This is a genomic window from Erythrobacter sp. S43, from assembly GCF_057364955.1.
This window is the reverse complement of record NZ_CP200285.1, coordinates 2,190,620-2,211,360: the sequence shown is the minus strand read 5'-3', so window position 1 is coordinate 2,211,360 and position 20,741 is coordinate 2,190,620. Positions and strand designations below refer to the sequence as shown.

20 protein-coding genes are annotated in these 20,741 nt (G+C 59.8%); all 20 read right to left on the bottom strand.

The annotated features are described in order from the left end of the window. Positions 1-107: 107 nt before the first annotated feature. Complete coding sequence (gene ftsA, locus AC0V6K_RS10775; RefSeq protein WP_472622093.1) at positions 108-1,439, bottom strand: cell division protein FtsA; 1,332 nt, start codon at positions 1,437-1,439, stop codon at positions 108-110. Next, entirely contained in the window at positions 1,439-2,356 is a 918-nt protein-coding gene (locus tag AC0V6K_RS10770; protein WP_472622091.1) for a cell division protein FtsQ/DivIB, read from the bottom strand. The genes ftsA and AC0V6K_RS10770 overlap by 1 nt, the downstream gene beginning before the upstream one ends. Next, positions 2,349-3,341: a D-alanine--D-alanine ligase gene (locus tag AC0V6K_RS10765; protein WP_486172635.1), complete on the bottom strand. Its 993-nt coding sequence runs from the start codon at positions 3,339-3,341 to the stop codon at positions 2,349-2,351. Before AC0V6K_RS10765 ends, AC0V6K_RS10770 begins: the two co-directional genes overlap by 8 nt. After that, the gene (locus AC0V6K_RS10760) at positions 3,338-3,583 is read right to left on the bottom strand and encodes a hypothetical protein (RefSeq protein ID WP_472622089.1); all 246 of its coding nucleotides are present in this window, start codon (positions 3,581-3,583) and stop codon (positions 3,338-3,340) included. Before AC0V6K_RS10760 ends, AC0V6K_RS10765 begins: the two co-directional genes overlap by 4 nt. Further along, on the bottom strand, positions 3,580-4,545 hold the full coding sequence (murB, locus tag AC0V6K_RS10755) for a UDP-N-acetylmuramate dehydrogenase (RefSeq protein WP_472626118.1): 966 nt from the start codon (positions 4,543-4,545) through the stop codon (positions 3,580-3,582). The genes AC0V6K_RS10760 and murB overlap by 4 nt, the downstream gene beginning before the upstream one ends. Before the next feature lie 5 nt (positions 4,546-4,550). Beyond that, entirely contained in the window at positions 4,551-5,981 is a 1,431-nt protein-coding gene (gene murC / locus AC0V6K_RS10750; RefSeq protein ID WP_472622087.1) for a UDP-N-acetylmuramate--L-alanine ligase, read from the bottom strand. Next, a complete protein-coding gene (murG, locus tag AC0V6K_RS10745) occupies positions 5,978-7,210 on the bottom strand; it encodes an undecaprenyldiphospho-muramoylpentapeptide beta-N-acetylglucosaminyltransferase (protein ID WP_472622085.1) in 1,233 nt (410 codons plus the stop codon). The genes murC and murG overlap by 4 nt, the downstream gene beginning before the upstream one ends. After that, entirely contained in the window at positions 7,210-8,451 is a 1,242-nt protein-coding gene (locus AC0V6K_RS10740; protein ID WP_472622083.1) for an FtsW/RodA/SpoVE family cell cycle protein, read from the bottom strand. Before AC0V6K_RS10740 ends, murG begins: the two co-directional genes overlap by 1 nt. After that, entirely contained in the window at positions 8,448-9,860 is a 1,413-nt protein-coding gene (murD, locus tag AC0V6K_RS10735; RefSeq protein ID WP_472622081.1) for a UDP-N-acetylmuramoyl-L-alanine--D-glutamate ligase, read from the bottom strand. The genes AC0V6K_RS10740 and murD overlap by 4 nt, the downstream gene beginning before the upstream one ends. A 13-nt stretch (positions 9,861-9,873) precedes the next feature. Further along, the gene (gene mraY, locus AC0V6K_RS10730) at positions 9,874-10,944 is read right to left on the bottom strand and encodes a phospho-N-acetylmuramoyl-pentapeptide-transferase (RefSeq protein WP_472622079.1); all 1,071 of its coding nucleotides are present in this window, start codon (positions 10,942-10,944) and stop codon (positions 9,874-9,876) included. 18 nt (positions 10,945-10,962) lie between these two features. Then, positions 10,963-12,432, bottom strand: a complete 1,470-nt coding sequence (locus AC0V6K_RS10725; protein WP_472622077.1) for a UDP-N-acetylmuramoyl-tripeptide--D-alanyl-D-alanine ligase — start codon at positions 12,430-12,432, stop codon at positions 10,963-10,965. Next, positions 12,429-13,961 (bottom strand): UDP-N-acetylmuramoyl-L-alanyl-D-glutamate--2,6-diaminopimelate ligase, encoded by a 1,533-nt coding sequence (locus AC0V6K_RS10720; RefSeq protein ID WP_472622075.1) that lies wholly within the window; start codon positions 13,959-13,961, stop codon positions 12,429-12,431. The genes AC0V6K_RS10725 and AC0V6K_RS10720 overlap by 4 nt, the downstream gene beginning before the upstream one ends. Then, a complete protein-coding gene (locus AC0V6K_RS10715; protein WP_472622073.1) occupies positions 13,958-15,676 on the bottom strand; it encodes a peptidoglycan D,D-transpeptidase FtsI family protein in 1,719 nt (572 codons plus the stop codon). Before AC0V6K_RS10715 ends, AC0V6K_RS10720 begins: the two co-directional genes overlap by 4 nt. Continuing rightward, positions 15,673-16,221: a hypothetical protein gene (locus AC0V6K_RS10710; protein ID WP_472622071.1), complete on the bottom strand. Its 549-nt coding sequence runs from the start codon at positions 16,219-16,221 to the stop codon at positions 15,673-15,675. The genes AC0V6K_RS10715 and AC0V6K_RS10710 overlap by 4 nt, the downstream gene beginning before the upstream one ends. Then, a complete protein-coding gene (rsmH, locus tag AC0V6K_RS10705; protein ID WP_472622069.1) occupies positions 16,218-17,156 on the bottom strand; it encodes a 16S rRNA (cytosine(1402)-N(4))-methyltransferase RsmH in 939 nt (312 codons plus the stop codon). Before rsmH ends, AC0V6K_RS10710 begins: the two co-directional genes overlap by 4 nt. Further along, the gene (locus tag AC0V6K_RS10700) at positions 17,153-17,662 is read right to left on the bottom strand and encodes a division/cell wall cluster transcriptional repressor MraZ (protein WP_472622067.1); all 510 of its coding nucleotides are present in this window, start codon (positions 17,660-17,662) and stop codon (positions 17,153-17,155) included. Before AC0V6K_RS10700 ends, rsmH begins: the two co-directional genes overlap by 4 nt. Positions 17,663-18,062: 400 nt before the next feature. After that, the gene (locus AC0V6K_RS10695; RefSeq protein WP_472622065.1) at positions 18,063-18,947 is read right to left on the bottom strand and encodes a hypothetical protein; all 885 of its coding nucleotides are present in this window, start codon (positions 18,945-18,947) and stop codon (positions 18,063-18,065) included. Beyond that, on the bottom strand, positions 18,928-19,308 hold the full coding sequence (locus AC0V6K_RS10690; RefSeq protein ID WP_472622063.1) for a hypothetical protein: 381 nt from the start codon (positions 19,306-19,308) through the stop codon (positions 18,928-18,930). Before AC0V6K_RS10690 ends, AC0V6K_RS10695 begins: the two co-directional genes overlap by 20 nt. Positions 19,309-19,329: 21 nt before the next feature. Next, on the bottom strand, positions 19,330-20,343 hold the full coding sequence (locus AC0V6K_RS10685) for a cysteine synthase A (protein ID WP_472622061.1): 1,014 nt from the start codon (positions 20,341-20,343) through the stop codon (positions 19,330-19,332). A 42-nt stretch (positions 20,344-20,385) separates the two neighbouring features. Beyond that, on the bottom strand, positions 20,386-20,703 hold the full coding sequence (locus AC0V6K_RS10680) for a 2Fe-2S iron-sulfur cluster-binding protein (protein WP_472622059.1): 318 nt from the start codon (positions 20,701-20,703) through the stop codon (positions 20,386-20,388). Positions 20,704-20,741 lie beyond the last annotated feature (38 nt).

Genomic DNA, 20,741 nt, shown 5'->3' with positions numbered 1-20,741 from the left:
CACCTTTTGCGTCTTGTCTTATGTGACACATTAGGGGTGTGCCGTTGATAGTGTTGAACTCCTTATCCACAGTGCATGGTTAATGAATGTTCAACGACTTACTTCCTTCAAAAATATTGTTTGAACGCTCTGAACAGCCCGCTGACTGCCGCCGGGGCATTCATTGGACCCTTAACTTCTTGCATTCTGCGATACTGGGCACCCACAGATCGGATATCGACAGGGTCCTCTGCGGCATAAAGGCAAAGTCCCGCTAGCGTCGAGAAACCGGGCGTGGCGTGCGCTTCTGGCAGGCCCTTGAGGCTTGGCGTGCGGCCAATGCGGACCGGCAATCCCAGCGCGCTCTGAGTGAATTCTGCAAGACCATCGAGCTCGGCGCCGCCACCGGTCAGTACAACCTGCCCCGAAGCTTTTCCTGAAAAGCCCATACCTTTCAGCGCGATGCCGATTTCTCGGGTCAGTTCAGAAAGATGCTGCGTCACGACCGAAACCAGTTCGGCACGGGGAATGCGGTTCTTGTCATCCGCTCCGCGCGCGACTGGCCCTGTCGCATCGTCATTCGGCCCATTGACTGGGATCATCTCGCGATGATCGCTGGGTGAAGCGATGGCGGAACCGGAAACGCATTTCAGCCGCTCGGCTTGGAACCGGCGGATACCAAAGGCGCTGGCAACCGCATCGGTGATATCGCCTGACCCCATCGGGATCGAGTGCAGGCCCAACAACATGCCCGCCGCAAAAACGCTAACATTTGTAACATCGCTGCCAATTTCGACCAATGCGACGCCCAATTCACGTTCTTCGAGCGATAGGCACGCAAAACTGGACGCAAGAGGCGCGGCCACTATGGCTTCGACTTCGAGGTGGGCGCTTTGCACCGCCTCCATCAGATTTCGCACGGGCGCGCCATCAGCGAGCATGACGTGGACATCCACGCCTAGACGCTCCGCATGGAGACCCCGCGGGTTTGCAACCCCATGTGCGCCATCGAGAGTGTAATGCGCAGGCTGAGCGTGAAGCACCGTGCGTCCATCGGGTTGTATCGTATCGCGTGCCGCTATCAGAAGATGCTCGACATCTTCCTCTTCAATCCGCCGACCGCCAATATCGATTTCAACTTTAGAGACTCGGCTCTTCAGGCCTGCGCCAGAGCACGCGACCCAGACACTTTGAACACTGGTACCGGCATTGCGCTCTGCCCGCTCAACCGCGTCACGGATTGCGTAGGTTGCCGCCTTCATATCGGTCACGAAACCGCGCTTTATCCCTTGGCTCGCGCGGTGGCCCGAACCCAGGACGACCAACTCGCCGGTTTCGGTCTCGCCCATGATCATGGCCGAGATACGGAAGGAACCGATATTGACCGCGCCGAAGACTTTGGCGAGCCGCGCTTTCGCTGCAGCTTTGCGGTTGGCGTTGTTGGTCGCTTTGCTGGCCATCAAGTGCCTCCCTCAATCGCGCCGCCGCCATATTCGATCGCATCGCCGCGACCCGGCACTCGCAGGAAGACGCGGTCGGGAAGCCGCATATCGAACGTAGCCACCTGACCGCCGAGAAGACGGTTCTGCCCATCCATCTTGGCGAACTTAACCAGAGCGCTGGCAGACTCCTTCGCCCCTTCCGGCAGAGCCACGACCTGTCCGGTCTTGAATGTGATGTTCCAACGGCGATTGCCGAGCCATTCGGCCGCTTCGATCTGCGGACGGAGAGCGGGCGCGCTTGCGAGCAGTTCCTCAAGCGCTGCGACCTGCTTAGCCGATCCAGGGCCAGAAATGCGCAGCTTATCGCCCGCATTTTTCATAGAAATCGGCTCAAGCTCGACACCACTCGCATCGATGAGCACCAGCCGATTGGGTTTCTCCAGAACGGCATGCGGCTTGCGCTCGACAATATCGATGGCGAGCGTTTCGGGCAGCTGCACCGATACACGTGCGTCTTTCACCCATGGCAGCTCAAGCAATTCTTCGCGCAAGGCATCTACATCGACCTGAGGCATAGGCCGGTCACGCTGCGCCAATGCCCGGGCATAGACCTGTCGTTCGTCCATCCGGTCCGTGCCGGTGACGCGCACATGGCGCACCTCGAAACCAGCATCAGCAGCAATGCGCGAAACCTGCGCCTGCGCCATGGCCGGAACGCCCGCTAGGTTGGCCACGAACCATGCGAGCGCGACTGCACCGCCGATAATCGCGGCGAGCCAGATGCGGCTCCATTGTTCTTCGGTGAAAGGCAAAATGCCCATCGCGCTGTCTACGAAGCCGGTGGTTTTCGCCTTGGCCCGGCGCGCTCCCGCGGCCCGACTTTGCGACTTTGCCGCGCGCCTTACGCCTTTTCCGCCGCGTTTGACTTTAGCCATTCGCCGCCTCCTTTGCCGTTTCGCCGCCCCGCTTGTCAGCATGGACGCGCAGCGCCTCACGCACGATCATTTCTACCAGCTCAGGATAGCTGATCCCTGCATGCTTGGCCTGTTCAGGAACAAGGCTAAGCGGGGTCATGCCCGGCTGGGTGTTGGTCTCAAGAACATACAAGCCCTTCTCGCCGAGTTCCTCATCCCAGCGATAGTCTGTGCGGCTGGTGCCACGACAGCCGAGCAATTGGTGTGCACGGACTGCATACTCTTCGCACAGCGCCGCGATTTCAGGCGGAACTTGCGCCGGACACACATGCTGTGTGCGGCCTTCGGTGTATTTGTGCTCGTAATCGTAAAAGCCGTTTTCGATGATCAGCTCGGTCACACCGAGTGCGCGGGGACCATCGGGTCCGTCGATCACAGCGGTGGTCATTTCACGGCCTTTGATGAATGGTTCGGCGAGCAGTTCGTCGAATTCCTGCCATGGTCCCTCTGTGTCGCGCGCAATCGGATTGCCGTAATTGCTTTCATCGGTGACGATGGCGACGCCGACGGACGAGCCTTCATTGACCGGCTTCAAGACATAAGGACGCGGCAGCGGGTCGCGCTCGTAAAGCTCTTCGCTTGCGACAATGCGCCCGCCCGGCATAGGAATGCCATGTGGTACGAGCGCCTGTTTGGTCAGTTGCTTGTCGATGGCGATCACCGACGTGGCGAGGCCCGAATGGGTGTAGGGAACGCCCATCAGATCGAGCATACCTTGGACGCTACCATCCTCGCCCGGCACACCGTGTAACGCGTTGAAGACCACATCGGGCTTTGCCTCGGCAATGCGCTGTGCGACGTCGCGGCCCATATCAATCGGCGTCACGCGGTGACCGTTCATTTCCAGCGCGTCAGCGATGCCGGCCCCGCTTGAAAGCGAAACCTCGCGTTCATTCGCCCAGCCGCCCATCAGGACGGCGACATGGAGAGGCGCGTTGTCGCTCACTTTTGCAATCCCTTCCGAACGCTCTCGGCACCAAAGAACATCATCAACGGACTAGCAAGAAGCGCGGCATAGCTACACATCGACACAAAAAAGGAGCCATGTTGCGCCGCCGAAAGAATATCGAAATTGGTCAGGCCGAATGCCAGGCTGAGCACCAACAAGGCCATGAGTAAGGCAAATCCTAGCGCCGCAAGAATGCCTCCAAAAAGAACACGGGTATATGACGTGGCGGCAATACTCACGGCCGCCCTACCCGTTTGATTTCCCACTCAAGCTGAATGCCCGAATTCTCGTAGACCTTTTCGCGCACCAGCTCGCCCAGCTCCTCAATATCGGTGCTGGTGGCGTTGCCGGTGTTGATCAGGAAATTGCAGTGCTTCTCGCTCACCTGCGCGCCGCCGTGCTTGTATCCGCGCATGCCCGCCGCATCCACGAGCTTCCAGCTCGAATGACCTGGCGGGTTTTTGAAGGTCGATCCGCCCGTCATGCTGAGGATCGGCTGCGAGTTCTTGCGCTGTTCGGTGATGGCCTTCATCTCGGCCTTGATCGTATCGGGATCGCCCGGCTCGCCCTCAAAGCGCACTTCAACCACGATCGCGCCTTCGGGCAGCGCCGAGTGGCGATAGGAATATTGCAGATCGGCGTTCGTCAAAGTGACGAATTCGCCATTGGGCATGATGACATCACAATCGACCAGCACGTTGCAGGTCTCGCGGCCATAACAACCGCCATTCATCTTGGTGACGCCGCCAACCGAGCCGGGAATGCCGCTGAGGAAAGTGAGCCCTTCAATGCCAGCCCGCGCCGCACGACGCGCGACTTTGCCAGCAGGTGCGCCAGCGCCTGCCTTGAGCGTTGTCTCGCCGGTGATCTCGACTTCATCAAACGCCTCGCCCAAACGGATCACCACACCCGGCACTCCGCCATCACGGATGATCATGTTCGAGCCGACGCCAAGCGCCATGACCGGAATGCTGCCATCCAAACGCTCACAGAAGCCCTTAAGGTCTTCGAGATCCGCAGGTTCGAACAGCCAATCGGCATTGCCGCCGCTTTTGAACCAGACATAGTTCGACAAAGGCGCGTTCTGGGTCAGCCGCCCGCGCACGCTCTCAATCGGCACAGGTGCCGCTGCATCGCCTTCCACCGCGCAGGTCGGAGCCATGCCGTTGTCCATATCCATCCAGTCGCCGTGCTGTGCCATTCCAGTCATGCGCCCCGTTCTGATTCAATCGCGGCTTGCAGACCAGCGGCCCAGCGGGTGATATCCCCCGCGCCGAGACATACGACGATGTCTCCAGCCTTGATTTCGCCTGCCAGAGCGGCGGCGAGCGCCTTTTGATCAGCGATTGTCTGGGCAGAGCGGTGCCCACGTGATTTGAGGCCTGCCACCAGAGCATCAGCATCAACGCCCTCAATCGGTGCTTCTCCGGCCTCATAGACTGGCGTCACGAAGACTTGATCGGCTTCATTGAAACAGCTTTGGAAGTCTTCCATCAGATCGCGCAGGCGTGTGTAGCGGTGTGGCTGCGCCACCGCGAGGACGCGGCCCTTTTCGCCGCCCACAGCTTCACGGGCAGCGCCAAGCACTGCTTGAATCTCAACCGGGTGGTGCGCGTAATCATCGATGATGTTGACGCTCGCGCCGCCGAGATCGACCGAGCCGACCTTGGTGAAGCGGCGACGTACACCGGTGAAGCTGCCAAAGCCGCCGCGGATAACCTCATCCGAGCAGCCCATCTCTATCGCCACAGCAATAGCGGCGAGAGCATTCTGCACATTGTGACGCCCCGGCATCGGCAGATGTACACCTTCAATCCGGCGGTCTTCCTCGCCGCGCTGGCGCACGATCACGTCAAACATGTTTCCGCCGTCATGCGGACGGATGTTGATCCCGCAAATGTCGGCTTGAAGCGAGAACCCGTAAGTTACGACTTTGCGATCGCGCACCTGCCCGATCACCGCCTGAACTTCTGGGTGATCGACGCACAGGATCGCCGCGCCGTAGAATGGGACATTGTGAATGAACTCCACGAACGACTTCTTGAGCACGTCAAAATCACCGTAGTGATCAAGGTGCTCGGGATCGATATTGGTCACCACAGCAATAGTGCCGTCGAGCCGCAGGAAGCTGCCGTCGCTCTCGTCGGCCTCAACCACCATCCAGTCGCTATCGCCTAATCGCGCATTGGAACCGTATTGTTCGATAATCCCGCCATTGATGACGGTCGGGTCAACATCACCCTTGTCCAGCAGCGCGGCGACCATGCTGGTCGTCGTAGTTTTTCCGTGGGTGCCAGCGACCGCGATCGTCGATTTGAGGCGCATGAGTTCGGCGAGCATCTCAGCACGACGTACTACAGGAATGCGGTTTTCGAGAGCGAACTCAACCTCGGGGTTGGTCCGGCGAACCGCAGTAGAGGTCACCACCACGGCCACACCCTCAACATTGGTGCGCTCGTGCCCGATATGGACCGTGATACCGCGTTTGCGCAGTCGCTCTACACTCGCCCCTTCGGCGATGTCTGAGCCTTGCACAGAATAGCCAAGGTTATGCATCACCTCGGCGATGCCGGACATGCCTATGCCGCCAATGCCGACGAAGTGGATCGTCCCAATATCGGTTCCGACACCCTTCACGCTGGCGTATCCTCATGGGTGTCCCGCGTTGCGGTTTCGGCTTTGGTCGCCTTTTGCGCCGCGCGCGGAGACGTTTCGCCGACGCGGATTACATCCATCAGGTCGATCCCGCCCAGTGTCTCAACCAAATCAGCCAGATCCTTGGCCGCGTCGGGTCGCCCGCAATTCCATGCGCCATGCGCGGCGTTAGAAAGGCTGCCTGGCTTCTGCGCCATCGCCTGAATCTGTTTGGCCAGTTCCTTGGACGTGAAATTGTCCTGACGGATCATCCGCGCACCACCTGCTTTGGTGACTTCGCGGGTGTTCGCCGCCTGATGGTCGTCTGTCGCAATCGGCAGCGGGATCAGAATTGCAGGGCGTCCGACAGCGGTGATCTCCGCGATGGTTGAAGCGCCTGCACGTCCGATAAAAAGATGCGTATCGGCCAGCCGCTCATTCATGTCTTCAAAGTAGGTGCCAAGCTCCGCCGGAATGTCGTGGCTCGAATAACGCTCGCGCACGGCATCGATATCTTCAGGCCGGCATTGCTGCGTCACTTGAAGGCGCTGACGCAGCGGATCGGGCAGCATGGCGAGACCATCGGGCACGACTTCAGACAAGATGTTCGCGCCCTGACTGCCGCCAGTAACAAGCACGCGGAACAGGCCGTCTTCGGTCAGCTCGGGAAAATCCTCATCGCGTAAGGCAAGCACTTCTTCGCGCACGGGATTGCCAACCAGATGGACCTTGTCGGCATGCTTGGACTTGAGGCGATCAACCTTCTCATACGAAGTCGCAATCGCGTCGACCCGACCGGAAAGCAGGCGATTCACACGGCCCAGAACTGCGTTTTGCTCGTGCACCACACTCGGAATGCCGGCACCGGTCGATGCGAGCAATGCTGGCAGCGCGGGATAGCCGCCGAAGCCGATAACGGCGGTGGGTTCAAAGCTCTCAAACAAGCGCAGCGCCATATTGCGACCTTCGAGCACGGCGCGCACACCGCCGATCCAGCGCAACGGGTTCTTGCCGAACCGGCCTGCGGGCAGAACATGCGCGGTCAGGCTGTCCGGCTTGCCCGGAATATTCGCCCCGCGCTCATCGGTGATCAGCGCCACGTGGTGCCCACGCGCCTCAAGCTCTGTCGCCAGCGCAAAGGCGGGGATCAAGTGCCCGCCTGTGCCCCCGGCGGCCAGCACGAAGTGGCGGCTGGCGCCGCTAGCAACATGCTGCTGTGTTTCGCTGTTCATCAGCGTTCCTCCTGAGGCCCGTTTTGCGAGCGCTCGAAAATCGATTTGATCCCTCCCGCGTCCCGCTCAAGGAACGGGTTACGACGGGTGATCGCCAGCAATAGCCCAATCGTGAAGCACACTGCCAGCGTCGAAGAGCCGCCATAGCTGATCAAGGGAAGCGTCATACCCGTTGATGGGAACATCTTCAGATTGACCATGATGTTGATGAAGGCCTGCGCGCCGAATTGGGTGATCAGACCCGCCCCTGCAAGAAGGACGAACAGATTGTCCTCATTCGCCAGCCGCACCAGCACCCGAGCGACAATCGCGAGATAAAGGATAATGATGAGCGCGCAGATCAGCAGACCAAACTCTTCCCCGATAACCGAGAAGATGTAGTCCGTATGCGCCTCGGGCAGGTTCATCTTGCGAATGCCAAGCCACAACCCGCTGCCGCTCCATCCGCCGGACAGAAGCGTGCGATAGGCGAGGTCCACCTGGTCGAAAGCGGTGCCACCGCCAAGGAAGCTGTCGATCCGGTGCCGCGCGTTGTCATAAAGGAAGTAGGCCGCAGTCAGCCCACCCAGCCCCGAGCCAACGAGCAAAGTGATCTTCTGGACCGACACGCCGGAAAGCAGGATCATCACAAACCAGATTCCGGCAAACAGGATCGTCTCACCCAAGTTGGGCTGCATCATGAGCAGCGCCGCGACAATCGTCACCGCCAGCGTCGCATAGCCGAGCACAGGCAGATTAGGATCGCGAACGCGCCAACTGAGCATCCATGCAAGGATGATCGCAAAGCCGGGTTTCAGGAATTCGCTGGGCTGCAGCGACATGCCGATCTCGATCCAGCGCCGCGCGCCGTTTCGCTCGAATCCGATAATCGGAACGAGGAACAAGAGCAGGAACATGATCGCGCCGACGATAATGCCGATCCTTCGCGCTTCTTCACGCGTCAGGAAGGACAACCCGATCATCACGCACAGCCCCATCGCCTGCCACACGACATGACGCTTGAGGAACATGAACTCGTCGAGTTGCACCTCGGCTGTAGAGAGGAAGCTGGCGGTTGCGGGTGAGGCCGAGACCACCGCAGCCGTACCCATCAGCATCAACAGGATGATGAGGCACAGCAGAATCTTGTCGATCTCACGCCACCATACACGTACGCGCTCGCGCCATGCGCGGCGCACGGGCACAGGCGCGTGGAACGTCGCATCGCCGCGCGGCTGGGAGTAGGTGCCCTGAATGCTCATGCGGCTCTATCCTCCGGATGCTGCGATGCTGAGCAATCCGCGCCTTCGCAGATGACGCCGACCAACGAACGGAAATGCTCGCCGCGTTTTTCGTAATCGCGGAACTGGTCAAAGCTGGCGCATGCAGGTGAGAGTAAAACGACTTCACCGGGCAGCGCGACTTCGCGGGCGCGGCGCACTGCCTCACAGATCAATTCGCTGCGCTCGACGACCGGGACGCGCCCTTCGAGCAATTCGGCAAAGCGAGGCCCCGCCTCGCCAACAGTGTATGCAGCAGCAATGTTATCAAGATGCGCTTCGCAAGCGCCGAGGCCGTCTTCCTTGGGCAACCCGCCAACGATCCAATGCACACGCGGCGCACCGCCTTTGATCGCGGGATCGGGCGGGTAGGCCGAAAGCGCAGGCGCGGTGCTGTCCGGATTGGTCGCCTTGCTGTCATTGATGAAGAGGACGCCGTTTTCCTCGCTCACAAGCTCCATGCGGTGCGGGAGGCCGGTGAAAGTATGGAGAGCCTGTTCCAGCTCGCCCTCAGACACGTCAAACACAAAAGCGACTGAGGCCGCTATGGCAACATTCTGAGCGTTATGCGGTCCTTGTAAAGCTGGCCAGTCTGCTTGTTGCGGCAGCATGCGTCCTTCAGTCCCATGTTCTTCGAACCAAAAACCAAAATTGCCCAAATCGTGCATGCTGGGCTCAAACAGAACCCTGCCCTGGTGCCGGTTGGCAACCTCTCGTGCGATAGGATCATCCCGACTGATTATGGCAGTATTGAATCCGGACTGAAGCTCAAACAACCGCTCTTTTGCCGCGGCATAGGCCGCGAAACCATCATACCTATCCAGATGATCCGGCGTGATGTTGAGCAGCACCGCCACATCGCAATCAAGCGAATAGGTCAGGTCAATCTGGTAGCTCGACAGCTCCAGCACATACACACCACCCTCTGGCAGAGGATCCTGCGCCAGAATGGGCAGACCGATATTTCCGCCCATTGTCGTTGGCACGCCTGCGGTTTTCAGGATGTGGTGCACCAGCGCGGTCGTGGTCGATTTTCCGTTGGTTCCTGTGATCCCCACCACCTTATGCGGCGGCAGATCAGCGCGGGCGAGCGCGAACAATTCGATGTCGCCGATCACCGGCACGCCAAACTTCTCGGCATGCGGCTTGATCGGATGTGTGTTCAGCGGAACGCCGGGTGATACAACCACACCGGCAAATCCCGTCAGGTCCATCTCCAGCGGATCGGCTAAGTCGCAGCGCCCTTCAAACGGTGCGCGCGTATCCTCTTGACGGTCCCATGCGGTGACTTCCGCCCCGCTTGCCAGCAGCGCCTCGACAGTCGCCGCGCCCGATCGCGCCAGGCCGAGGACGGCGTAGCGTTTTCCGGCAAAGGCGCGTGAGGTGATCATGGCGTGTTCGCGGCTACCTCAGTTTCAACGTCGCCAGCCCCGCCATGGCGAGGACGATGGAGATGATCCAGAACCGGATCACAACCTTGCTCTCGCTCCAACCGAGCTGTTCGAAATGGTGGTGGATCGGTGCCATGCGAAAGATGCGCTTGCCCGTCCGCTTGAACCAGAAAACCTGAATGATGACGCTGGCCGTTTCAGCGACGAATAATCCGCCGACAACCAACAACACAATCTCGTGATGGCTCGCCACAGCGATCGCGCCCAATGCGCCGCCCAAAGCAAGGCTGCCCGTGTCGCCCATAAACACCGCCGCTGGCGGAGCGTTGAACCACAGGAAGGCCAATCCCCCGCCCATGATAGCCGCGCAGAAGATCGCCAGCTCTCCCGCGCCCACCACATGCGGAATGCCGAGATATTCGCTGAAGTCAGGGCGACCAACGAGATAGGCGATAATCGCGAAGGTACCCGCAGCAATGATCACAGGCATAACCGCAAGGCCATCAAGCCCGTCGGTCAGGTTCACCGCATTGCCGAACCCGACAATGATAAAGGCGGCAAAGACGTAGTAGAACGGCCCAAGCGGGATCTGCACGTCGGAGAAGAACGGCACATAGAGGTCCGTGCTGATCTGGCTGACAATGATGTAAGACGCGATGCCAGCGACAATGAACTCCGCAATCAGGCGCACTTTGCCCGATACGCCCGCGGTGCTGTTCTTGGCGACCTTGTCGTAGTCATCGAGGAAGCCGATCAAGGCAAAGCCCAAAGTCACCGCGATGCAGGCCCATACCAGCGGATTGCGCAGATCCATCCAAAGCAACAGCGACAAAGAGAGCGCGATGATGATCATCAGACCGCCCATCGTCGGCGTGCCGCGCTTGGCAAGGTGGCTTTGCGGACCGTCTTCGCGGATCGGCTGTCCCTTGCCCTGACGCACGCGCAGCATGTCGATAAACGGCTTACCGATCGTCAGGCCGATAAACAGCGCAGTGACCAGCGTCGCACCGGCACGAAAGCTCTGGTAACGCACCAGATTGAAAATGCCTTCAAAGCCCATCCATTCGGCGAGGAGGTAAAGCATTCAGATCCCTTCGCCCGCTTATCCGGGGGCGCTCGTAAAGTGTTTCACCAACGCGCCAAGACCCATGAAATTGGAGCCTTTGACAAGAACGGCGTCGCCGTTGGTCAAACCAAATTCTTCCAACTCCCTGATCGCCCCGGCAGCGTCTTCGCAATGCGCGAAGCTCGGGGGAATGCCAAGCGAATCTGCGCCGTCTTTCCCCAATTCTGCCGCGAGGGCGCGCATGCCTTCGCCCACGAGGATTGCGTGGTCGACATTGGCATCTCTGATCGGTTCAGCAAGTTGGCGGTGGAAACGGTCTGCGAAGTCGCCAAGCTCGCCCATTGTGCCCAGCACAACCACCCGCTGATGCGCCGGTGTCTGGCCCAATTGCTTGAGCGTCGCACGCATCGAAGCTGGGTTGGCATTGTAGCTTTCATCAATCAGCAAAGCCTTGCCGCCGACTGCCGGAATGTTGAACCGCGCTCCGCGTCCTTTCAGACCACCCATCTCGGCCAATGCGAGGCCCGCTGCGGCTAAATCGCCGCCTGCCGCACGCACTGCCGCCATGACGCCAAGCGAGTTGGTGATCCAGTGTTCACCGGGCTCCGCAATGGTGTAGCAAAGGCGGGTGTCGCCCAGATCGGCGGTGATAAGCGAGCCGCCATGTTCGCGCGGGATGGCATCGAGCAGGCGCACATCGGCGTCTTTGCTCTTACCAAAAGTGACCACCTTCACGCCCAACGCTTTGGCGCGTTCAACCATCCGATCAGTGTAATCGCTGTCTGCGGGGATGATCGCAGTGCCGCCCTCAACAAGTCCGGTGAATATCAGCGCTTTCTCGTCCGCGATGGCTTCCATACTGCCAAGGTTTTCGATGTGAGCAGGTGCAATCGTCGTGATCAGCGCAACATTGGGGCGGACATGAGCCGAGAGCGGCGCGATTTCACCTTCGTGATTCATGCCCATTTCGAACACGCCGTAACGTGCACGGGCAGGAAGACGCGCCAGGCTAAGCGGCACACCGACATGGTTGTTGTAACTGCGCACGCTGCGATGCGAGGCACCGCGACTGGCACGGTCGAGCGCGTTGAAGATAGCCTCTTTGACGCCCGTTTTGCCGACCGAGCCGGTAACCGCAATGCGCACCGCATTCGCCCGGTCACGCGCGAAGTGAGCGAGATCGTGCAGCGCCTTGGTTGTGTCTTCCACCAGCACGTGTGGGAAGTCGACCGGACGATCTGTGATGGCAGCGACGGCACCGGCAGCGAAAGCTTGCGGCAGGAACTTGTGTCCGTCCATCGCTTCGCCTTTCAGGGCGACGAATAAGTCTCCAGCACGCACATCGCGTGAGTCCATCTCAACGCCAGCGGCCTGAAACTGGTGTGACGCAACGCCGCCCGTTGCAGCCTCAATCTCAGCCGAGGACCACAGCGGCAGCGGCAAACGGTCGCGCGTTTCGAGCGGCCACGCCTTAAGCAGTGGATGCGATTTGGGTTGCGCACTCATGCACTGGCTCCTTGTGCCGCCTCGGCAGCGCATTCGCGCGCCACCTGCACATCATCAAACGGCAAAACCCGCATATTCTCTCCCGCCCCGATTATCTGTCCTTGCTCGTGGCCTTTGCCTGCCACGAGAATAATGTCGTGTTCGCCAGCCAGGCCTATTGCCTTGGCGATTGCATTCCGGCGGTCGCCGATCTCAAATCCAGCCACCATTCGAGAACCCGCGCCCATTTCTGCAAACCCGCTTTGAACGGCTTCACGAATTTTCTCGGCGCTCTCGCCACGGGGATTGTCGTCAGTGACAATTACTGTCTCAGCGCCTTCGGCAGCGGCTAAGCCCATAGCAGACCGCTTGCCTCCGTCGCGGTCGCCGCCTGCCCCGAAAACCAGAATGAGCTTTCCATCGCGCCTTTCGTCCACGTGCGGTCGCAATGCTTCCATCGCCGCGTCGAGCGCGTCAGGCGTGTGCGCGTAATCGATATAAACCGGTGCACCCTTCGGCGTAATCACCGCGCGTTCCAGTCGGCCGCGCACCGGCTGCAAGCGGCCAACCGCGTCGAAAACCTGCGAAGCGTCCGCGCCCGTCGAGAGCGCAAGGCCCGCCGCACACAGAGCATTTGCAGCCTGATAGGCTCCAATCAGCGGCAGCTTGATATTGCGCGCGTCGCCGTCGAATTCCACGATCAGGGTCTGGCCCAGCTGGGTCGCCTCGCGGGCAGTAAGACGGAGGAACGCGTCCCCTTCGCCAGTGGGCGACCCAACCACGCGAACATGCAGACCTCGTTTGGCCGCATGTTCGATGGCCCGGCGGGTCCACTCGCTATTGTCTCCGCCGTCCCAGATGATCGCCGGCGCTCCATCATCGACCACTTCGTCGAACAGGCGCATTTTCGCGGCGAAATATTCGTCCATCGTGCCGTGATAATCGAGGTGATCGCGGCTGAAATTGGTGAAAGCACCGGCGGCAACGCGCAGCCCTTCATTGCGGAATTGCGAAAGGCCATGGCTCGACGCCTCGTAAGAGACATGCGTCACACCTTCACGCGCCAGCCCGCTCATATTCGACAGGAACGTGACGATATCGGGCGTTGTGAGGCCAGTGGATACGCTGCCGTCCGGCGTAGTCACGCCCAATGTCCCGATGCTCGCCGCACGCTCACCGCACATGCGCCAGATCTGGCGCGTCATCTCTGCGGTGGAGGTTTTGCCATTGGTTCCGGTGACCGCGACAATGGTCTGCGGCACGGGTGTGAAGAACTGGGCGGCGAGCAAGGCAAATGCACGGCGCGGCTCATCGCTGGCAATGTGGATAGCGCCTTCAACGCTCGCTTCACGGCTGGCGACAACCGCCACGGCACCCGATTCAATGGCGGCAGGGATAAAGTCCTCAGCGTTAAATTTCGCGCCGCGAAAAGCGCCAAATACCGTACCAGGCGCGACTTTGCGGTGGTCGATGGCGAACCCGGTCACAGAGGTTTCGGCAGCATCGGAGCAAGCAATGCCCGCACGCTCTGCCAGCGTGGCAAGCCTCACTTCTTGCCCTCCATCAGGTAACGCAGGTCGCTGATATCGACATCGCGTTCATTGTCGGGACGCACACCCAGCATCGGAGCGATGCGCGGAACCAGTCGTCCGACGACTGGTGCGGCGGTATATGCGGCGGTACGCTGACCTTTGCTGGCCTTGGTGCCGCGTGGTTCGTCGACCATGACGACGACGACATAGCGCGGGCGATCCATCGGAAAGGCCGAAGCAAAGGAAGAGATCAACGACGTCTTGGCATAGCCACCGCGACGCGCCTTTTCAGCCGAACCGGTTTTGCCGCCCACGCGGAAACCCTTGGCATCGGCGGTTTTCCCCGTGCCGTAGAGCGAGATCATGCGCAGCATTTGACGCATGCGGGCCGATGTTGAGGCCTTGAACACGCGTTTCCCGCGCGGCACATCCGCCGCATCCAACTTACGCAATGTCGCCGGACGCCAAATGCCGCCATTGACCATCGCAGCATAGGCGCTTGCTAGGTGCAGTGGCGTCACCGAAAGACTGTGCCCGTAGCCGATCACCATATTGGTGTGGCGGTTGTTCGGGTCTTGCGGCCATAGCGGCTTACCGCGGGCGGGCAGTTCGATGTATGGGCGCTCTTTCATGCCCAGATCGATCAGCATCTGCTGCATCCGTTCCGCACCCAGTTGGTCGGCAACACGCGCGGTTACGGTGTTGGATGAATAGGCCAGCGCCTGCGGGATGTTGAGCCAGTTCCCTTTGGAACCTTGATCCTTGATCGTGCGCTTGCCGATTTCAACCGGTTTGGCGTTCCAAGGCTTGGAAAGGTCCTTGATCACGCCAGCATCAATTGCGGCGGCGACAGTTAGCGGCTTGAATGTCGAACCCAGCTCGTAAACGCCATTGGTCGCGCGGTTGAACTCGTTCTTGGCGCCCTGCGCACCCACGATATTGGGATCAAAATCTGGCAGCGAAGCCATGGCAAGGACTTCGCCGCTATCAACATCCAGAACAATGCCAGCCGCGCCAATGGCGTTGGTGCTAAGCATGCCGCGACGCAGCTCTTCTTCAAGTGCGCCCTGAGCGCGAACATCGATTGAAAGGGCGAAGGAATCTGAGCGGGTCTCTTCGGCGCTTAGTTGTTCCTCAAGCACTTGCTCCATGCCCAAACGGCCGCCCTCGCCTTCGACCACATATCCCATGACATGCGCACCGAGGCTCCCTTGCGGATAGTGGCGGTCATTCTCTTGCGGGAATTGCAGCGCAATCTCGCCCATTTCAAACACTTTGTTTGCGTCTTCAGGCAGGACACGGCGACGCAAATAACCCGCTCGGCCAGATGATAGGCGGCTCGCAGTGCGCGTCTCGTCCATATCCGGGAAGATGCTCTTCAGCTGGGCAGCAACCTCTGCAGGCGAACGCACGAGAGGATTGCCCTCATCGCCCATCGCCTTGGGATCAAACCACAGCGCATAGGCGGGGAATGCACGCGCCAGCGGAGCGCCATTCCGGTCAGTGATTTCGCCGCGCGGAGGCAGCAATTGTTCGGCCAAGCTGCTGCGCGTGGGCGCTTCACCCGCAAACCCCAGATAAGCAACGCGAAGAATGGCGAGCGCTGCGACCGCGGCAAAGACGATGGCGATCCAAAGGACCCTCCAGCGCGCGGTGAGCAGCGATTTGTATCGCATGTGGACCAGACGCACTCGCCCAAGGGGCAGAGCAGTCCGGTCGGCATATGTGCTCATTCAGGAGCCTCACCCGGAGTTTGCGCTTGCGCTGCTCGAATTGGCGACGCTTCGACGAGGAAATCGCCAAAGGCATCTGTGAAGGTCGAACCCGCGTCTCGCTCAACTTGCGCAGCGACTAGAGTGATCGCCTCGCCAGAAATCGGCGAAACCATTTCCTTGCGCGGCTCGGCGGCGGAGCTTTGGCCAGCCTGAGCCGGAATATCTGCACGTGCAACGCGGATAGGTGCGGGCGCATCAGGGGATGCGGGTTGTCCAAGCTTGGCCAACTGCCGCTCGCCATCGATGTATTGGTCGGCGCGCGGCGCTTCATATCCGAATTCGACCGCATTCCACGCCGCTAGCTGTCGCTGGCTCGCGCGCGTTTGGAATTCGGTTTCGAGCAGCTTGGTCTCACGCTCCAAAGAAACGATCTTGCGCTCGGCCAGCAGAACTTCGCTCTTCACCGCATGCACATTGAAGCTGAGCACTGCGAAGATGCCCACGCACAAGCCAACTGATGCAAGCCAGCCGATCTGGCGCATACGGGAACCGGTGACCATCATGCTGCGATCTCCCTAGCTGAAGCACTTGTGCGGATTGCGTAGCGCAGGATTGAGGAACGCGAGCGCGGGTTGCGGGCGATCTCTGCCTCAGTCGGGCGGATCGCTTTGGAGACTTTGGTGAAGACCGGCGGCGGACCGGGCATTTCGCCGGGCAAGTGGCGTGAGACGGCACGGCCGGCGCCCGATGCCTCTTTCAGGAAGCGTTTGACGATGCGGTCTTCAAGACTGTGGAAGCTGACGATGGCCAGCACGCCACCTTCGCGCAGCAGCGTCTCGGCTGCAGCAAGACCAGTACGCAACTCACCCAGTTCATCATTCACATGGATGCGCACCGCCTGAAACGTGCGGGTCGCAGGGTCTTTCTTGTCATGCGGCTTGTGGCCCAGCGCCTTGCGGACCACGCGGGCGAGCTCGCCGGTTGTCTCGATCGGGCGCGCAGCCACGATGGCACGGGCAACGCGGCGCGACTGACGCTCTTCGCCATATTCATAAAGCACGTCGGCAATGGCGGCTTCGTCGGCAGTGTTGAGGAAATCCGCCGCGCTTTCACCGTCCTGGCTCATGCGCATATCGAGCGGACCATCATTGGAAAACGCAAAGCCGCGCTCACCCTGATCCAGCTGCATCGAAGATACGCCGATATCCATGACGACCGCATCGACACTTGGCACACCAAGCGAGGCCAGCTCGTCTGCCATCTCTGAAAAGCGGCGCTGATGAAGAGACAGATTGCCTTGGTGCGCGTCCACCATGGCCGCACCATCGCGGATCGCATTGGGGTCGCGGTCAAAAGCGTATACGCGCGCACCCGTTTGAAGCAGCGCAGCGGTGTATCCACCAGCGCCAAAGGTCGCGTCGACAACAGACATGCCAGCGGCAGGCGCGATGGCAGCAATCACTTCATCAAGCAGGACGGGAATATGCGGCGCGGTCATTTGCGACCGCCTTTCTTCGCGGCTTTCGCCGCCACTTCGGCGACCAAATCTTCGCAAGCAGCCTGAAGGTCTTCCCACTGCTCCGGCATGTGATCGAGCTGCGCCGGGCTCCACACCGTGAAGAACTTGCCCGCGCCGTGGAAGAATAGGCCATCTTCGATCACCGCGCGTTTGCGCAGGTTCTCGGGCATGATGAAACGTCCGCTCTCGTCAAAGCCGAGTTTTTTGTAGCCGAAGAGGCTCATCGCGCGCAGATCGCGATCGAAGTCCTTACCAGCTGTGAGTGCGTTTTGCTCTTCGCGATCCAGCTGCGCTTCAAGCTCAACTTCGCGCGACAGGCCGAAGCCAACGAGGCACTTCCAGCGATCGTGCTTGGCCAAGCAAAGAATACGCTGGCCGCCGGAGCTTTCCTTCACAGCCTTGCGGAAGTCGGTGGGCAGGACAAAGCGGCCCTTATCGCCCGCGGGCGAATAGGCTTGGCCACTATATCCTCCGAACGCAGACACGCGTTGCACTCCCCTTTGACCCGTTTGCTCCCGGCGTAACTCCCTTGCGCCGACACCCATTTCAGACACGCCTTCTGCGCCGCCGCCTGCGCGCGAACGCGGGCAGCGCGCCGCCCCCAATGGCGACACGACACAAACCGGCATGTTTGATGGAAGACGGTATTATCCGGCTTACAGCGGGGAGAAAAGGGGTTTTTGCGGGAAATTACGGGAATAACTGATTAACTATTGTTTTTAATAGATATTTTTCCTACGAATTTCCACAATTGTTGCGCTCGACACCTAACGGCCTGCTGAAAAGGCCCGGGCAATCCCCTGATATTCCCTGCGATTCCCACTGTCCACCAATGCGAGTCCCGCATGGCAGCAACCATTTCCCGCACTTTCCCGCAAACCCAATTTACGGGGTTACAATGTCGTTCTTAAGGATCCCGAGTTCCGGTTCAAAAGCAAACTGCATGACTGTGTGAAGCGGCAGTTCTTTTGCGCGCGTATCCTCAACTTCACTGGGTGAATGTTCGAATGAGGCGGCGTCGGCAAGCAGCGTCACCCATCCCTTTTCGATCCGACAACGTGCGATCGCATCGGCAACATACAAACGGCATGAAGAGTTGGGCGTCTGTTGACGGGTGATTGTGCCAGGCATTGAAAGCCAAACATGACCAAAATTCAATTTGGCCTCGCGCAACGCGAACTCCTGCTCGTCATCAAAGCTGATTTCCATGCCCCAGCGGGCGACGACAGGCGGGATAGACGCTGAGTCGACCGGTCTGCGCGGATCGCCGAGAGGAAGCTCATATTCTCCGGTTAGCATCGGATCGAGCACCAACAGCAAATGCCCACCAGATCGCACCCATTGATCCAAAGCAACGTTATCTGATGGAGACAATCCGCGTGGCTGAATTACGGCCAGTCTGTCCAATCCCTCAAGAGGGTCAGTTTCCGGATCAGTCGGCGCGAGCCCCGGAATTGGCGATAGAGTATCGAGCGGCGAGATCGAATAGCATGCAGCGATTGCACTCCTTTGCCACGGCCGCTCAGCCTCTCCGCGCGCAAACTCCTCTATGCCTTTGCCGAGCGGCCAATAGATCGGCAAACTCGTCATCAACCCGATCGGCGTCGGCGGTTCACCCGCCGCACAGTTGACTTCCAAGCTGTCTATGGCGCCGGGAACGGCATCAGTATCGCGAGCAGCGTTCGCGGGCTCAGGATCCGGACTTGAGCATCCCATTGTCGCCAAAGCGGCGGCCATGGCGATCAATCGGTTAGCTCGTCGAAGTGTCATTGTCGCCCGCATCGGGCTCGATATCAGGGACAGTCTGTTCGTCATCCTCTTCGCTGTCACCTTCTGCACCTTCGTCCTCTGTCGGGACTTCAGGCACCACACCAGCATCGGCCAGCGGATCGGACGGAACAGGTGGATCGGTCGGTTCCGTGGTGGGCGCAGCATCAGGCACAGCTGCTTCTTCAGAAACAGCAGCCCTGTTGGAGATGACCGAGGCCACACCCATCAGCAACACCATCAAGCACAGGCCGATCAGACCAATTTGCAAACGCTGGCTCGCCTCTGCGCGGCTTCCGCCCAGTGGCACGCCTTCCGGCGTTCCGTCATCAGTGTGCGGGGTAAAGAGTTTGCGTTCGGCCATGCTGAGCCAATAACAGCCTGATCAGCCGCGCGCTAGCCAATCGAACACTGGCAATCCCTTCGCCTCCAGCCATTGGGCGTTGTAGAGCGTCGAGAGATAGCGGAAGCCAGTATCGCACAGGATAGTCGCGACTTGCGGGTTTTCACGGCCCTCGGAAACCAATTGCTTGCCCAGTTCGATGGCGCCAGCGACGTTGATCCCGCTAGAAAGACCCAGACACAGTCCCTCATCGCGCAGCAGCTTTTCCACCCAGACCATGCCTTCCTCGTCGGAAATACGGAACTGCGTGTCGATGGGTGCACCTTCGAGGTTGGCGGTGATGCGGCCCTGCCCGATGCCCTCGGCAACCGAAGAGCCCTCACCCTTCAACTCGCCATGCGCATAGTAGTTAAAAAGCGCCGCGCCATGCGGGTCGGTCAGCGCGATACGGACATCCGGATTCTTCTCTTTCAGTCCCATGCCAACACCCGCGATGGTGCCACCGGTGCCAGCCGCGCAGGTGAACCCGTCGATCTTGCCGCCGGTCTGCTCCCACAATTCAGGCGCGGTGCCGTCAATATGAGCTTTGCGGTTAGCGGTGTTATCAAACTGCCCTGCCCAGATCGCACCTTCGGTCTCGTCCGCCATCCGGCGTGAGACATGCTGAAAGTGGTTTTGGTCGGCATATTTTGTCGGCGGAACGAGCACCAGCTGAGCACCCAGAGCGCGCAGCGTGTCCATTTTTTCTTTCGACTGGTTATCCGGCATGACGATGATCGTCTTGTAGCCAAGCGCATTGGCCACCAGCGCGATGCCGATGCCGGTGTTGCCAGCGGTCCCTTCGATCACCGTGCCGCCGGGTTTCAGGTCCCCGCGCTCTTCCGCATCGCGGATCATGTACAGCGCCGCGCGATCTTTGACGCTGGAGCCGGGATTGGCGAATTCGCACTTGCCCCAAATGTCGCAACCCGCCGCCTCGCTGGGTCCAGCAAGGCGCACGAGCGGAGTGTTTCCAATCAGGGCGAGCGTATCGCCGATAGGTTGAGTGATGTTCATGGGCATAGATTTAGGCGTGACCGCCCTGCCCCGCAAACAAGATTAATCTTCCTGCGCGATAGTCACTTTGAGGCCATCGAGTTCCGCAGTCAGCGGAATCTGGCAAGACAGACGCGAAGTTTCACTGCGGTGATCGGAAGATTCCAGCAGATCGTCCTCGTCTTCGCTCATTTCGGGAAGCTTCTCGGTCGCGCCGCCATCAACGTGAATGTGGCAGGTCGCGCACGAGCAACAGCCGCCGCACAGCGCCAGCAATTCGTCAAAGCCGTTGTCACGGATGGCTTCCATCACGGTCAGACCGTCTTCGACGTCGATTTCGCTCGTTTCGCCGTCGCGGTTGGTGACGATCAGCTTGGGCATGGGCTTTGTTCCTTCTCGGGATCATTGAGCGCAAGAAT

Coding starts and splice junctions, on each gene's coding strand:
- mraY (WP_472622079.1), bottom strand. CDS start 10,944: ATGCTTTACCTCCTCGCCGAATGGATGGGCTTTGAAGGCATTTTCAAT.
- AC0V6K_RS10710 (WP_472622071.1), bottom strand. CDS start 16,221: ATGATGGTCACCGGTTCCCGTATGCGCCAGATCGGCTGGCTTGCATCA.
- murD (WP_472622081.1), bottom strand. CDS start 9,860: ATGATCACCTCACGCGCCTTTGCCGGAAAACGCTACGCCGTCCTCGGC.
- AC0V6K_RS10680 (WP_472622059.1), bottom strand. CDS start 20,703: ATGCCCAAGCTGATCGTCACCAACCGCGACGGCGAAACGAGCGAAATC.
- AC0V6K_RS10690 (WP_472622063.1), bottom strand. CDS start 19,308: ATGGCCGAACGCAAACTCTTTACCCCGCACACTGATGACGGAACGCCG.
- AC0V6K_RS10715 (WP_472622073.1), bottom strand. CDS start 15,676: ATGAGCACATATGCCGACCGGACTGCTCTGCCCCTTGGGCGAGTGCGT.
- AC0V6K_RS10740 (WP_472622083.1), bottom strand. CDS start 8,451: ATGAGCATTCAGGGCACCTACTCCCAGCCGCGCGGCGATGCGACGTTC.
- rsmH (WP_472622069.1), bottom strand. CDS start 17,156: ATGACCGCGCCGCATATTCCCGTCCTGCTTGATGAAGTGATTGCTGCC.
- murB (WP_472626118.1), bottom strand. CDS start 4,545: ATGGCACAGCACGGCGACTGGATGGATATGGACAACGGCATGGCTCCG.
- AC0V6K_RS10725 (WP_472622077.1), bottom strand. CDS start 12,432: ATGAGTGCGCAACCCAAATCGCATCCACTGCTTAAGGCGTGGCCGCTC.
- AC0V6K_RS10685 (WP_472622061.1), bottom strand. CDS start 20,343: ATGAACATCACTCAACCTATCGGCGATACGCTCGCCCTGATTGGAAAC.
- ftsA (WP_472622093.1), bottom strand. CDS start 1,439: ATGGCCAGCAAAGCGACCAACAACGCCAACCGCAAAGCTGCAGCGAAA.
- AC0V6K_RS10695 (WP_472622065.1), bottom strand. CDS start 18,947: ATGACACTTCGACGAGCTAACCGATTGATCGCCATGGCCGCCGCTTTG.
- AC0V6K_RS10770 (WP_472622091.1), bottom strand. CDS start 2,356: ATGGCTAAAGTCAAACGCGGCGGAAAAGGCGTAAGGCGCGCGGCAAAG.
- murG (WP_472622085.1), bottom strand. CDS start 7,210: ATGAACAGCGAAACACAGCAGCATGTTGCTAGCGGCGCCAGCCGCCAC.